This window comes from Pseudomonas sp. 22490 (assembly GCF_052044465.1).
GTDB classification, from domain to species: Bacteria; Pseudomonadota; Gammaproteobacteria; order Pseudomonadales; family Pseudomonadaceae; genus Pseudomonas; species Pseudomonas aeruginosa.
This window is the reverse complement of sequence record NZ_JBQENS010000026.1, coordinates 47,966-61,495: the sequence shown is the minus strand read 5'-3', so window position 1 is coordinate 61,495 and position 13,530 is coordinate 47,966. Positions and strand designations below refer to the sequence as shown.

At 60.3% G+C, this 13,530-nt stretch carries 15 protein-coding genes and 1 pseudogene; 8 read left to right on the top strand and 8 right to left on the bottom strand.

Annotated features, from left to right (window positions below):
* The first annotated feature begins 4 nt into the window (after nt 1-4).
* The 3 genes from ACTJJX_RS25100 to ACTJJX_RS25090 all read left to right on the top strand — a co-directional run bounded on the left by ACTJJX_RS25100 (nt 5) and on the right by ACTJJX_RS25090 (nt 1,464).
* The gene (locus ACTJJX_RS25100; protein ID WP_019486210.1) at nt 5-598 is read left to right on the top strand and encodes a DUF1737 domain-containing protein; all 594 of its coding nucleotides are present in this window, start codon (nt 5-7) and stop codon (nt 596-598) included.
* 67 nt (nt 599-665) lie between these two features.
* Nucleotides 666-1,160, top strand: coding sequence for a DUF4124 domain-containing protein (locus tag ACTJJX_RS25095; protein ID WP_071536974.1), 495 nt, complete (start codon nt 666-668; stop codon nt 1,158-1,160).
* A 37-nt stretch (nt 1,161-1,197) separates the two neighbouring features.
* On the top strand, nt 1,198-1,464 hold the full coding sequence (locus ACTJJX_RS25090) for a hypothetical protein (protein ID WP_023082390.1): 267 nt from the start codon (nt 1,198-1,200) through the stop codon (nt 1,462-1,464).
* Between the two features lie 393 nt (nt 1,465-1,857).
* Here the strand turns inward: ACTJJX_RS25090 and ACTJJX_RS25085 are convergent, their stop codons facing one another.
* The 6 genes and pseudogenes from ACTJJX_RS25085 to ACTJJX_RS25060 form a co-directional block, all read right to left on the bottom strand.
* Nucleotides 1,858-2,340, bottom strand: a complete 483-nt coding sequence (locus tag ACTJJX_RS25085) for an ImmA/IrrE family metallo-endopeptidase (protein ID WP_023082391.1) — start codon at nt 2,338-2,340, stop codon at nt 1,858-1,860.
* A complete protein-coding gene (locus ACTJJX_RS25080; RefSeq protein WP_023082392.1) occupies nt 2,330-2,707 on the bottom strand; it encodes a helix-turn-helix domain-containing protein in 378 nt (125 codons plus the stop codon). The genes ACTJJX_RS25085 and ACTJJX_RS25080 overlap by 11 nt, the downstream gene beginning before the upstream one ends.
* Before the next feature lie 125 nt (nt 2,708-2,832).
* Nucleotides 2,833-3,348: a hypothetical protein gene (locus ACTJJX_RS25075; protein WP_023082393.1), complete on the bottom strand. Its 516-nt coding sequence runs from the start codon at nt 3,346-3,348 to the stop codon at nt 2,833-2,835.
* Between the two features lie 226 nt (nt 3,349-3,574).
* Nucleotides 3,575-3,643, bottom strand: a pseudogene (locus ACTJJX_RS25070) (hypothetical protein); the annotation flags it as partial.
* Nucleotides 3,644-4,235: 592 nt separating this feature from the next.
* Complete coding sequence (locus ACTJJX_RS25065; protein ID WP_016852703.1) at nt 4,236-4,829, bottom strand: cysteine hydrolase family protein; 594 nt, start codon at nt 4,827-4,829, stop codon at nt 4,236-4,238.
* A 27-nt stretch (nt 4,830-4,856) separates the two neighbouring features.
* Entirely contained in the window at nt 4,857-6,071 is a 1,215-nt protein-coding gene (locus ACTJJX_RS25060; protein ID WP_003090864.1) for an MFS transporter, read from the bottom strand.
* 104 nt (nt 6,072-6,175) lie between these two features.
* Between ACTJJX_RS25060 and ACTJJX_RS25055 the strand changes: the two genes are divergently transcribed.
* The 5 genes from ACTJJX_RS25055 to ACTJJX_RS25035 all read left to right on the top strand — a co-directional run bounded on the left by ACTJJX_RS25055 (nt 6,176) and on the right by ACTJJX_RS25035 (nt 11,453).
* Nucleotides 6,176-6,832: a GntR family transcriptional regulator gene (locus tag ACTJJX_RS25055; RefSeq protein ID WP_016852704.1), complete on the top strand. Its 657-nt coding sequence runs from the start codon at nt 6,176-6,178 to the stop codon at nt 6,830-6,832.
* 266 nt (nt 6,833-7,098) lie between these two features.
* On the top strand, nt 7,099-8,133 hold the full coding sequence (locus tag ACTJJX_RS25050; protein ID WP_003124470.1) for a hypothetical protein: 1,035 nt from the start codon (nt 7,099-7,101) through the stop codon (nt 8,131-8,133).
* 79 nt (nt 8,134-8,212) lie between these two features.
* The gene (locus tag ACTJJX_RS25045; protein WP_016852705.1) at nt 8,213-8,809 is read left to right on the top strand and encodes a hypothetical protein; all 597 of its coding nucleotides are present in this window, start codon (nt 8,213-8,215) and stop codon (nt 8,807-8,809) included.
* Between the two features lie 93 nt (nt 8,810-8,902).
* Entirely contained in the window at nt 8,903-9,193 is a 291-nt protein-coding gene (locus ACTJJX_RS25040) for a hypothetical protein (protein WP_004344446.1), read from the top strand.
* Between the two features lie 328 nt (nt 9,194-9,521).
* Entirely contained in the window at nt 9,522-11,453 is a 1,932-nt protein-coding gene (locus ACTJJX_RS25035) for a right-handed parallel beta-helix repeat-containing protein (protein ID WP_016852706.1), read from the top strand.
* 77 nt (nt 11,454-11,530) lie between these two features.
* Here the strand turns inward: ACTJJX_RS25035 and ACTJJX_RS25030 are convergent, their stop codons facing one another.
* Together ACTJJX_RS25030 and ACTJJX_RS25025 are read right to left on the bottom strand one after the other, a co-directional pair.
* Complete coding sequence (locus tag ACTJJX_RS25030) at nt 11,531-12,016, bottom strand: hypothetical protein (protein ID WP_016852707.1); 486 nt, start codon at nt 12,014-12,016, stop codon at nt 11,531-11,533.
* A 434-nt stretch (nt 12,017-12,450) separates the two neighbouring features.
* Nucleotides 12,451-13,530 (bottom strand): hypothetical protein, encoded by a 1,080-nt coding sequence (locus tag ACTJJX_RS25025; RefSeq protein ID WP_003104038.1) that lies wholly within the window; start codon nt 13,528-13,530, stop codon nt 12,451-12,453.

Below are 13,530 nucleotides of genomic sequence, written 5' to 3'. Positions count from 1 at the left end.
AACAATGGCCTACACCGCATATCGGGTGCTTAAGGCGCCTATCGACCAGATCGAGCGCTTCATGACCGAGGCCATCGCCGATGGCTGGCAGCCGCTCGGTGCGCCTATCCTGCTTTATCCCGACGACAAGGCCGTCTACCAGGCTTTGGTCAAGGGCACGCCGGATGGTAGTGGCACCGGACCTGTCACCATCGTGGTGGAGGACATCGCCGATGCTTCTGTCATCGGCAAATCTCTGCTGACGGCCGTCAACGAGGAAGACGGGCGTGCAGCAATCGGGGCCGGCACTTCTAATCTGCAGTTGGGCATTACCGCAACCACCGCCAAAGCGGGAAACTATGCGCCTGCCTGGGGGGATGTGACAGGGAAACCGGCTGTTATTGCGGCTGGTGCTGATGCCGCAACAGCAAGGGTGGCTATTGGCGCGGGAACATCCAGCCTTGCGATCGGTATAACCGCTACTACCGCAGCGGCTGGCAACCACAACCATGCAATCGCCGAAGACGCTGGTAGCGGTCTGGCGGCAGCACCGGATCTGCAAACTGCATTTACCGCGCTTTCCACCCGAATCAAGGCGCTGGAATCCGCAGCGCCATAAGACAGCGCTGCATGGCTGATGCTGGTACGCTTGATACGTACGGAGCTTCAACCAAAGGAAGTTGGTCATGCAGCACCTCAAGGGTTTCTATCGAGCAACGGCCTCACTTGCCGTGCTCGCTTTGCTGTCTTTCCCTTCAGCTTCGGCAGCTCAGGTATACCGATGCGTCGATGCCGCTGGAAAGGTCACATTTTCGGATCAAGGTTGCGCGGACGGTCACTCGTCCTCGGCCATTGATGTCGCCCCCGCGAACACCCTCGACAGCACCCAGTACCGCGAGCAGCGGCCGGAACGAAGCAGGGGCGGCTCTCCTGGCGTTCCGGTTACTGTCGTCGGCGGTGAGGAACCCCCAGCCCGGGCGGGGAAAACTGATGGCAGGCCACGGCAAGTCCTGCCGGCGCCAGCGGCTCGGCAAGCACCTGGCGTGATTACGAATTGCGATCCTGGCGGGTGCTGGGATAGCAACGGCGTCCGGTACAACCGAGGCGCTGGAAATACTCACTTCCCAGCGAATGGTGGGCCGGCGTGCGAGTTCGTAGGCGGGAACATGGTGTGCCCCTGAAGTTGTAGACTACGGCATTTTCCTACGGAGCAGGGCGATGCTGGTGATTCGATTGGCGGGGAAGTGGACGTTAAAGCTGGACCGCCAGATAGGCAGTTCCGGAAAACACGGGATATGGGCATTCCACTGCTCTGAAAGCACTTTCGCGCCGTCTTCGAACGACCTGCGGCGTACTGCGGCGATCCTTCCAGCCGAGCCCAAGGAAGGCCAGACGGTGGACGTATCGATCTGCGACACCGCGCACTCGCCAGATGGATGGATCGCCGTCGGCTCAGGCGTTGCTGCTTACGAAGCGGAGCGCTGATATACAACCCAATGTTAAGCATACAGTGGGGTTGCTGGAGAAGGGAAGGGAATGGCCGCATGGCCATTCCCTTTTGGGGCTACTGCATCAGCTGATGTAGATTTTGAAGGGCTTGCCCACCGCGCGCTGGATCTGGCCGTTTTTCAAGCGGCGTGTCCAGCGGAGGATGAAGGTGCCCCGTTCGTCGGTGTAGGTCATGACCTATCTCCTTTCGGGGGGTTGCCACCACTTGCCTTTTCTGGACAAACCGCAAAGATGTGTATAGACTTGGCTCTTGCGTAGGGAGCCTCCGCTATCACACTTCCTTGCGATTTGCAAGAAGCGGGTGGAGTACTTCTTTGGTTGGGTTGCCAACCACCAGGTTCTGACTGCTTACGCCGCAAACGTAAGTGGTCAGAACTTGAATTCCATCTGACCGTCAAACCTTGGCAGGTTGAGGTGCTCGATCACCGAGTCCGCAAAAAGATCGGCCTGCCACTCCGAATCGAACTCCTTTTTACTCGGGCCCTCCGAGAAGTGAAGCATTGGTTTGTGGCACAGGATGATGTGCCCCAATTCATGTAGGAAGATTCGGATGGCTTCTGGCTTCCCGCGGCACAGCTCGTTGTAGAGCTTTAGGGGCATATAGATCATTCCCGTCTGCGGATTGACCGTTGCTCTCGTGGCGTCGAGCCATTCCTCATCTTCAATTGGGTCAACGTAGATCCTGTAGTGCTCGAGCGCGGCGACCAAGCTTTCCACAGCTCCAGGTCGGAATGACCTCCGGCTCAGATGGAGCACATCGCAAACTTTTTGCGCAACGGCTCGGATCTGAACTGAGGAGAATTCGGGGACCCTGTGGCCCCTCATCCGGTATGGCAATTCCTCAACGGTCATCTTTGGGTTTCTCCTCGTAGATTTCGGCGAGCAATTTGCCGAAGTTGGCGAGCTGTTCTTGGGTGAGGTCGGAGTTGGCGAATCCTGCGATTAGCATTTTGTGATGTTGAGGCAGGCCCTCTAGAGAAACGCTTTCGTTGTCTTCGCACGCGAGCGCTTTGAGGTCTCTGGTTTTGACTGGAATTCCCTTAACGGCAAAATATTCAGAGATTTTTTCCACCCACTCCATTGGAATCTTGCTTCGACCAGTCTCCATGGCACTTAGAAATGCAGGCGAGGTGCTGAGCGAGGCAGCCATTGTGCTGAGTGTCAGCCCCAATTGGCGCCGATACTCTCGGACGGCGATACCAAATTTTGTAAGCGACATAAGTAGCTCCCTGTTGGTCCTCTGATGCTACGGTTTGACTCGCCTCTCGGCGATTCAAGCAATCTAGTTGAAAACTATAATGCTTGACAGGTTGGCGGTCGTCAAGCGTTGAAGGTGATGCTTGATCAGGTGTCCCACCGCCATGGCCGGAAGTCATCGGGTATCTGTTCGAGGAGCAGCAGCGTGCCGCCGGCGTCGAGTTCGATCTCCAGACCGCGCACAACGCCGGCGCGCTCAAGCGTCTGGCCCAGGCGCAAGTATGTTATCCCGTCCAAGGGATCCCGGCCGAGGTAGCCCAGCCGCTGTCGTGCGGGTGCGGGCCCGTGGTAGATGCCCTCGTCGTCCACGCTCCCGACGACGACGCCGCCGTCGAGCACGTCGTAGCAGCAGTCCGCGCAGTAGTGCGTCTCGCGTGTGATGCCGTGCTCGATCGCCCAGCCGTACATCCCCAAGGCGTCGGTGACCATGTCGTGGCGGTCCTGCAGGCCCACGATTCCGCACTGGTATAGCTCGTTAGCCTCGGCCACAAGGTACAGGTACTGCTCATCCGCGGCGTACAGCCAGGCGGCATGCTGCCGTATCGCGGCAAGCCATTGGGTGACGCGCTGGTTGTGGCAATGCCTGGGGTCGGAGTAGGACATGGAAATCTCCGGCGGTCGGGTGGGCCGGAAATTATGCTGTATGAATATACAGTCTTTCTCGGGGAGGCGACGAGTGGAAAGCTGGTCGTAGGAGAAGCGGTCGTGTCAGTGGAGGGACTGGTAAAGAATGCTTGCCCGGGAGGGGCTTGCTACGAATTTGCTACAGCAAATTGAGTTGATCCAGTGTCTATATGATTTTATTGGGTAATTTTTTCTAGTTTGACCGATCCATCATCGGCGCAACGGAGAATCGGCGTGAGAGGGCGGCGGGGGCGTTGGTCGGTTCTGGGCGCATCGGGACTTCGGTAGGGGGAGCGGAGCAGGGCGAGGGATTTTATCAGGGATGGGGCCTTTGCCATATCGTCGGTAATGAGCAGTTCCACCCGCCCAGCGTCGGTGTCCGATAACCCGAGGCTTTCCAGCACGGCTCGTAGGCTGTCATCAGTACTTCGATTCGGATGATGTCTCCATCAGCCTCTCGACCTGGGCCGCCACCGTTTTTCAGTCACTGACCAGAATCTCCGCCCCTGGTACATCTTTCGTGGGGATGGACTCGATCGCCATTTTCTGGGGCGCTGCCAGGCAAAATGGTTGCCAGACCCGAGGAGGTAGTCGTTACCCTCCACTGGGCCTCTCTACATGCGCTCGACGATAGTATCGAGCTCCCGGATCTTGAAAGCCTTTTGACAGGGAGGCGGGTTCCAGCCCAAAGGAGCGCTCCCGGTGAGTGGCCTTGACGCTACTGATGGTCAGCTTCGATAGCCCCGAGGAGTCGCCGAGCACATCGCCGATGCTTTTATCGGAGGTGGGATCGAGCGAGGGAAGTTGCCAAGGGTCTGGGCGGCGGTACGCGGGAACGACCGTTGCTTCTGTATGGCTGGCGCACTCTACATGCGTAGAGTTTTCGCCACTTCATCGATTTCGGTGATCGTGGCGTGGTCGGAAATGACTCTGGCCATGAGGTAGTCATGCAACTCTGCATCGCCATCGACACAGCCGTCTCTGAGCACAACCAACTGGTAGTCCAGATCGAACGCCTGGCGAACCGTCGTCAGCACTACGCCTGAGGTAGTGGCTCCAGCGATGAGCAATGTTTCAATATCATGCGCCCAGAGAAGCTCGTCCAGTTCCGTACCCGTGAAGGCGCCGACGCGACTCTTCGTAATGACCGGTTCGCTTTCGATCGGCTGCAAGGCGGCGGTGATCGCCAACCCGGGGCTTCCCGGTTCGATCAAGCCACTTTCACGTAGCTCGCGGAATAGCCTGTTGCGCCTGTCCATTGGCGGACCATCGGGCAGGCAGCCCACCGTTACATGAACTACAAGCATATCGGTTTGCCGTACCCTGGAAAGAAATCTGGAGGTGCGGGCCACTACCTCGGCTGCGCGAGGTGCGGGCACGAAGTTGTTCAGCACGAATTCCTGGAAATCCATCAGCAGCAGGGCGGAATTAAAGGGAGATTCAAGCACGAGCTCAGTCATGACGACCTCTGGGTGGTGGAAAACCGTCTAGCGGGTGGAGTGCCCAAGGGCTCGCCAGTTGAATAGCGCCCCTGCCAGCATCAACAGGCTGGTTACCAGGAAAACGCTGCGCATCCCGAACTGGCCACCGACGAACCCTCCGATTACCGGCCCGATTACCTGGCCGGCGAATTGCGCGGATAGCGACCAGCCCATTGCCGAGCCGACGAATCGCTCCGGGACGCTATGGCGGATTACAGCGGCCATGCACGGAAGCAGGCCGCCAAGCGCCATGCCCATCAGGAAGCGCAGGGCGATGAGTTGCCACCCCGCATATACGAAAGCCTGGGGAATCAGCAGGACGGCCGCGACGCTCAGCGCGGCTATCATGATGACGCCGTAGCCAATCCGGTCGGCCACCTTACCCAGATAGGTCGCGGAGATGATGCTTCCGAGCGCTGCCGCCGACATGGCCAGACCCGCCACAGACGTCACCCGCCTCGAGTCCTCGAGCAGCGTTTCGATATAGACGGTGATAATCGGTTCGACCGACATGTTGGCAATCATCAGCAGCAGGCCTGTCGCCAGCATGGCGAGGATCACCGCCTTGTTGGGCATATTCGACCAACCGACCTTGGGAGGTTCTTCGACGGCGGGGACGGAGGGGCGTGCAGTCTCGCGCAACATGAAGGTCGTGAAGACAAACGCAATGAAGATCAATCCACTGGCGCCCCAGAATGTGGCTCGTATGCCGATCAGAGGAGGCAGGAAGCCGCCAACCAGCGGCCCTAACAGATTGCCGGCCATCACGCCCGAGGAAAGAAGACCCAATGCCCATGCCGAACGGGATTTCGGAGCTTGCACCGCGACCAGGATCGTTGCCCCCGACGAGTACCCGCCGGCGATTCCCGCCAACAAGCGCAAGCCGATGAATTGCCAGATATCGGAGGCCAGCCCCATCAGCAACATGGTGATCGCCATTCCCAGGCTAGCTCGGACCAGCATGGGCTTGCGACCGTAGCGGTCGCCAAGCATCCCCCAAAGCGGTGCTACCAACCCGGCGGTGACGAAAGTGGCGGCGTAGGCGATACCCGACCACTGCACGATTGCAGCGTGGCCCGATACCCCGAGTTGACCTATGTAGACCGGGAGGAACGGCAGGATAAGTGTCATGGCGAAGACGGTGGTGAAGGCTCCGAACAAGCACACGGCGAGGTTGCGTTGCCAGCAGTCGATAGCGGGTTCGTTCATGTTGCCTTGCATCAGCAGACTCCGATCAGAGACACTCGATACCACACAGTCAATTTGGTATACCAATTTGGTATACATTGACGTTGGCCAATGGATCTGTCAATCGGAGGCACCTAATGACGGTCATTCAGCAGGCTGAAGAGCGGCTGCGCCGCTTGATTCTGGATATGGAGATCGGCCCTGGAGAGCGCCTGACGGAGCGCTGGCTCGAAGGGCAGACAGGGGCCTCGCGAAGCTCTATCCGCACGGCACTGGTTCGTCTTGAGGCTGAAGGTCTCGTTGCGAGGGAGGGCCGGGGATGGCTGGTGCCGCCCATCGATCTTCAGGAAATAGAACAATTGTTCGTATACCGGGAGATGCTTGAGGTAACGGCAGTTCGCCTCGGTGGAAAAGAGGCGGAAGAAAGCTATTTCCGGGAGGGGGAGGCCATACTGGATGCGGTGCCGATAAATGCCTCGGCAGAAGAGACCGAGTCTGCCGGACGCCAATTCCACCTTTGGATTGCCGGTTTGGCCCGCAATGAATTCATCAGTCGGGGGCTCGGCGAGGCCCTGACGCGCCTCCAGCGTGTCAGATGGTTGGAGAGCCAACCGGAACATCACGGCTGGGCCGAGCATCGCGCCATCATCGCCGCCTTGAGGGCATGCGATATCGAACGCGCCGCGGGGATGGTCGAATCGCACGTCCGGGAGACAAGGGACCGGTTGCTGGAAACTCTCCGAAAAGACCGGCGCAGTCTCAGGGCACGCGGAATCACCATTCTTCCTGAGTGATGCCGGCCGGGCAGGGCGATTCGGTCTCGTTTCCCGAGGAGGGGCATGCCAGGCGGCGCCGATTCCGACGCCTGAAGGTCTGCAGCCGGTTGTGGGCAGTCTGATCGGGAGGAGCCGAACCAACGAGGGCCGGCGGGCCGTGGCAGCTCCTGGCCCTGCCGGTGTGCCCCTGCCGACCTAGTTCATTTGAAATATTGCGATCCAGGCTGGGGCCAGTAAGATGGGCCGTCCGACGACCCGCACCAGCCTCTATCAAGGATCGATGCATGAGACTGCCCCGCCCGCGTTTTGCCCTTTCCGCCGCCTTGCTGCTTTGCCTTTCCGGTTGCGTGTCGGAACTCGATTCGGGCGCCTATGGCAGCATGGACGATCCGCGCAACGCGCAGATGTTGGACCTGGTCGACCAGGCGCTGAAAGGGAACATGGCCGTGGTACTGGTGGCCGACGTGATGCCGCACAAGTCCCTGAGCGATGCCCTGACCATGACCCAGTGGACGCCAACGGCGATCTGGGAGTACGAGAAGGACCCGAAGGTGACCTTCGGTCGCAAGTTCCAGACCAACGCGCTGCAGCGGAAGCCCGACGAGACCTATCTGTTCAAGGCCTTCGAGGTGCATATCCTGCCGCCCGGCAAGTACCTGCTGACCGGCGGCGACGACTACCAGATCCATGGCTTGCTCGACCAGGTAGGCGCCCGCAGCGGTCCGCCCGGTTCGGGCCATGGCGCCAACGGCACCGCGTACCTGTCCCCCGAGCTGTATCGCGAGTACTACCGGGAAGAAGTCTGGAAAGATGCCACCTATGGCAGCGAGATCAAGACCGAGAAGGTCTGCACCGCCGTGCATGTGGCCTCGGGCGCCTGCGTGAGCTGGGGCGAGCAGCAATATACGCAGACGACCCAGGGCTCCCAGGCCGGCTATTACCAGCAGACCGACTCCCGCGACGTACCTTCGATCAAGATCCAGGCACGCCTGCCGGTCGACAAGGCGCTGGCCAGCTTCAGCGTGCAGGGCGGGCAATTGCTGCTGGCCCCGCGCATGCACCTCAAGACCCCCGGCTACAAGTACCAGCAGTCGAAGTGCCGGGCGATCGATCCGAAGAAGATCGAATGCCCATTGGAAAACCTGACCGTCTACACCTGGCCGGCGCCGATGGACTTCAGCCAGTCCTTGATCGCCCAGCGGGCCCTGAGCGACAAGCACCGGCAACTGCTGTCCAGGCTCCAGCCCCTGCAGATCACACCGCTGCGCAAGCAGGGCATGGAAGACCCGGTCTGGGGCGTGCCGCTGTCATTGAAATAGCGGGTGTTCGCTCAGGGGCGCCGGGTGCCGCCCCTATCCACGATCGGCAGGGAAGCGTTTCCCCACAAAGGAAGGTGACATGAACGTCTATCGCAAGGTTTCCCGCAGTGCCGTGACTTGGCTGTGCTCCGCGCTGCTGGCCGCATCCGGCCATGCCTGGGCCGAAGACTGGTGGGTGGTACACAAGGGCGATGACCCTGCCGAGCTTGACGTGTTCCTGGCCGATGCCGATTCGCTGGCACCGGTGCCGGGTATGGAAAACGCCTGGCAGGTGCAGATCGCCATGCTGTTCGACTCTTTCCATCTGCTCAGCGCGCACCAGTACCGCTGCGATACGCGAGAGGTGAAGGTGGTCAACGCCAAGACCTTCTCCAACAACGGGCAACCCACGAACCTCCAGTTCACCTTCGCCAAGGGCTGGACCCCGCTGCCCAACGAAAGCCATGAGGCTGTCCTCCAGTTCATCTGCGCGCCGCAGCAACGCGAACGCAACGGCATGCGCTCCACCGGCAGGGGCGTGCCATTGCAGGCGGTGATCACCGCCGTCGGCATGGTCGAGATGGAGCGCGCCCAGGCCAATCTCGCCGAGGCCCGGCGCAAGCTCGAAGAGGCCAAGAGCGATCGCGTCATGGGCGAACTCGATCGTCTGCTCGGCAACGAGCCCCGGAAGCCCTGAGCCGCTCTGACTGAAGCAGGGTGAAGCGAGGCGGATCGGGCCGTTTTCCGGGACGATCGGCGTAGGTCCGGAAGGCGCGTCGGGAGGGTATCGATGAAGTGGTATAGCCGCATCAGCCTGGGGCTCAGCCTCGCGGTCGCGAGCGCTTTCCTGGTGGCGTACTGGCGATCGCTCGACAGCCATAGCTATCCCAATATGAATGCGCCTGGGCTGTTCGCCTACCTGCTGGTCTTTCCTGCCTGCGCCCTGTTGCTGCATTCCACTGCGTTGGCATTCGTGCTGCAGCAGCGAAAGCTGGGGAGCGCTCGCGAAAGAGCGCTGCAATGGACGATCAACCTGGTGCTGTGGATGGCGCCGCTTTGTTATGTCCTTGCCAGCGTCTAGCCCGATGTACTTCCCCTCAACCCGCAGAGCGACAAGCCATGAGGGCCGTTTCATCATTTTCCTGGGGGCAATGAGTGTGTTGTCCATTTCAATGGGTGGACGTTCAGCCGGCCCCGCCAGTAGACCGTGTAGCGTAGCTTCGTTTTCGCAGGAATGATGCCGAGCTTGGGACGGAAGTTGATGTCACGGTGCGATGGGGCTCAGAGGACTTGGGGCGGTGGGGCTTTGTCACGATCCCGGTCATATCATGGGCTGCTGACAAGGGAGCATGGCGATTGCGGCTGCCCTTCTCCCGGTGAAGTGCGAAACGGATTTTTCAGGAGGAAGCATGAGCTACGACACGACCGGTTCCATGGTGGGGGCCACAGTAGGAGACCCTAGCGATGAGCGATGGAATGCGTTGATTGACGAAACCGACCTCGTAAAGGGCGCATCACTTATAGGCAGATCGGCAATGGTTTTAGCCAGCCTGGCCGATCTTCCAGATGTTCCGCAAAGCTACACCCATGAGTACATCGTTCAAGGCCACAGACCCGGTATTACCACTGGTGGTGGCAGGTTCTACTGGGATGGGGCGGTTGCGCGGAATCGCCACAACGGCGGGACTATCATCAGCCCCACTGTTCCTGCGTACACTGCCCAGACGGGGTTGGCTGGCTATCTGGATGGCTCGGGGGAAACTGAGCCGTCCGCCTTTGGCTGCTTTGTCCGCAAAATCGAAGGTTATGGTATTCGCCTCGAATGGTTCGGCTGGCTGCCGGGGGAACTCGCTACCGCGCCAGCGCAAAAGCTTCTGCAACAAACCCGTTCGAACGAAGGCTCTGCGGCCCACATCGGTTACACGGCCATGTTTCCCCCGGCGACCGTTCGCTCCGGTCCATTGGTTATCGGTTCGGACCAGATCATCGCCGGAACCAGCCGGACTGTCATTCTCCAGGAGCCCGGTACGGTGACGATGGATGTCCAGCCGTTCATCAGCATGGCCGGACAGAGCAATGTGTTCATCTTCGGCAATGGAATGCAGATCAATGGACAGAAGAACGAGGCACGCAGCGGCGAAGGTCGATATGGACTTTTCATCTATGGCTCGAAAAAAGTCCTGGTCCAGGACCTGACAATCAACGCGTTCTCCGGTGATGGATTGGCCGTTACCGGCGATGCGGGGCGACCAAGCGAAGACGTACGCATCGACCGAGTCCTTTGCAACTTCAATGGACGCAATGGCTTTTCGGTCATCAATGCCAGGCGCGCGACGCTGCTGAATTGCCGAGCGACTAACACGAATACCAATGGACTTGGTGCATCAGCCAATGGACCCTGGGCGGCCTTCGACATAGAGCCCAATGAAGGAAGCGGTTACTTCATCGAAGATATCAACCTGATCGGTTGTTCGAGCGAGGGCAATGCTGGGAACGGAGTCCAGTTCACCATCCCGAATACGGACTCCCCTGTCTCCGTCAGGGTGTCCGGATTCCAGTCCCGACGAGACGGTTCGGCTACTCAATACGGGGCGAAGAATGGCGGAGTGGGTTTCATATATGGAGGGGGTCTCTCTCCGAAAAACACTATGTCGGGTCTGATCCAACTGGTTGGCATCGTTGTCGACGAGCCTTTTGGCAGCGCTATGCGTTTCCGCAACTGGAGCGCCAGAAACGCGCCGGTACTCATCAGGGATGTCACGATAAGAAATGTGAACTTCGGCGTGGCCACGGGAAACATAAATCGATGCGGAGTCTGGCAGGACTCTTCTGACTCCATGGAAGTGATTGAACCAAAGGGCAATTTCGAAGTGGATGGGCTGACCGTCTTCGACGATAACCAACAGCTCATTCGACCCGTGTGGACCATGGGAATAGCGGCGGCTCCTACAATCGCCAAGGTGAGGAATGTCTACGTCAACCGACATGGCTATCCTGCTGTTTTGCCGTTACGTACGAAAGTACAAGGAGGCGTAGGGTGGAGCGAGCTGCCGATGGTGTCCTTGTCCTCGTCCTCAGCAATCGCAGGAACGGATTATGTCGGACAAATGGTCGAGTTGACGGGGAGCGGAGGATTCGTACTGCCGGAGGCCGCTCTTGCCTCGGGCTGTGTCTTCAGGATCAGGAATGGTTCGAGCGGCAGCATCAACGTCACGGCACTGGCTGGAGGAATCACGGGCAGTACCTACGGTAGCTACACCAACACAGGAAGCAGCCTGACCTTGATCAATGGGCAGTATGCCGAGCTATGGAGCAATGGAAGCACCTGGGTCCTGAAATGACGCGTAAACCTTTTATTTGGCTTGCCTCCGACTGTCGTGGCGTATGGTCGGTATGCCAGGACAGCTTTTCGAGCGGCTCAGCGCTTCGGCGCAAAGACCATCTTCACCGGCGCATCGCGCTTCAGGCGCGAGCCGTTCGGTTGGTTCCCGGGCTCGAAGCTAGGGTGCCAGGCCCTGAGTTCCGTATCGGACAGCCACTCCAGTTGCAATTGGTCCGCGGATGCGCGCAGGTCGAATTGCGCCAGCGACCGCACGACTGCATGGCACTTTTCCGATTTCCCGGTTTCGAGGAGGGAGACCTGTATTTCTTCGCCCCAGGTGATCGAACCTTTCTCCGGGCATTTCCGAACCTCGACGTGGTATTGCCCGTTCGGTGACGGCAGGTCGGAAATCAGCTTGTCGGGGCCGCACGCGGCGAGGAGTACGCTCAGTATCAGCAGGGGGCTTTTTTTCATCCATGACCTCTGTGGAAATCTCGGAAAGGAATTCCTCTCTTTTCCTGGCGGAAAATGGGCAGGAAGCGGGCCTGCCCATCCTACGCGCGGACTGCTGGATCTGCCCATGGGCGATCCACAGCTTCGTGCACGAGCGATATCAGATGGCGCTGAGCGATTTCAGGATCAGATAGGTGCAGATGAGCACCCCTGCCATGGACAACAGGCCCAGGGCGACAATGCTGAGTTTCATCGGGTTTCCTCGTTGAACTGCGATGGGCTGCTGTATCAAGGAGGGGAGAGGCAGCAGGCGGGGGGAAAGCCCCGGAGGGATGAGCGGCCCCCGGGGCTTTGGTGACCACCATAGGAGAAAGTCACATTGATAAGGCTAGCCCTGTTTCGCTGTGCGGCAAGCGAAGCGGCATCGCTTTTCCCGCAGGATCGGGAAAATGCCTAGCCATACCGCAGTGATGGCCACGGAGGGTCCATGCGCCTCGTCCATTTCCTGATTGCCCTTCCCGCCGCGCTGCTGGCTGAGCCTCAGATAACCGCGCGGCGCAGGTTCAGCGTTCGTCGCCGATCTCCAGTTCGATGAAGTCGATGACCCCTGCCGCGCGGTTGTCGAGGCGCTCAAGTTCCTGGCCGTCCAGCGTCTGCAACAGCGAGACGCCGTGTTCCAGGCGCTCGCCGGAGGCATGCGAAGCGGCTTCGCGGGTAGGACTGAACAGCCAGGCGTGCGGATGTTGCGCGCGCCAGGCGGCGCGGGGTGAAAGGCTGACCTCGGTGCCTGCCGGGTAGTGCCAGGCGCCCAGTTGCAAGGCCTCGGCGAGGACCGTACCGCCGAGGCCGTACAGGCGGCGGTCGCGGTCGAAGGCCAGGGCGCCGCCGCTCAGCGCGATGCCGCGCACCGACACCCGTTGCCCGGTTTCCGGCATTACCCGCCAGCGCTCGGCGTCGCGGTAGCCGTCGGTGTAGACCATGCCATCGCTGGCGAACAATCGCGCACCGGCGGGGAAGTCGATGTCGTCGGCGCGGTTGCCGGTCGCCAGGCTACAGCCTTCGAAGGCGGCGGGACGCCCGTCGCGCTCGCTGGCGAAGGCGATTTCCTGGCTGGCGTCGCAACGCCAGCCTTCGATCTCGGCGACTCCCTCGCCACGCAGGCGCAGCGAAGTGGGATGGACGCCGGTGGTTTTCCATGGGTCCTGCGGGTTGTCCTGCTCGCTCTGCAGCCAGCGTTGCAGGTGGCGGGTGGCGACGCCGCGGATCGTCACCGGGGTGGGGAATTCGGCTTCTCGGAAGCTTTCCGGCTGGTGCTTGAGTTCCAGCTTCAGCCGGGTGCCGGCAGGCATCTCGATGCCTCCGAGGCGGGTAGGGCGCTCGAGCACGGCGCTGTGCGCGGCTTCCTCGCGTGCACGTTCGCGCTCGTACTGCCAGAGACCGATCTCCAGCCAGGCGCGCAGTCCCAACGGGATCAGCAGGAGCAGCATCAGCAGGCCGCGGCTCGGCCAGCGGCGGCGCAAGCGCTGGCGCGCGCGCGGGCTGAAGGCCAGGAGCGATAGCCAGACCAGCAGCCAGATGCCGGCGACGAACGACGACAGGTAGATGAGCGGGACGATCAGGGGAAGAGGGGCGACGGGGATCAC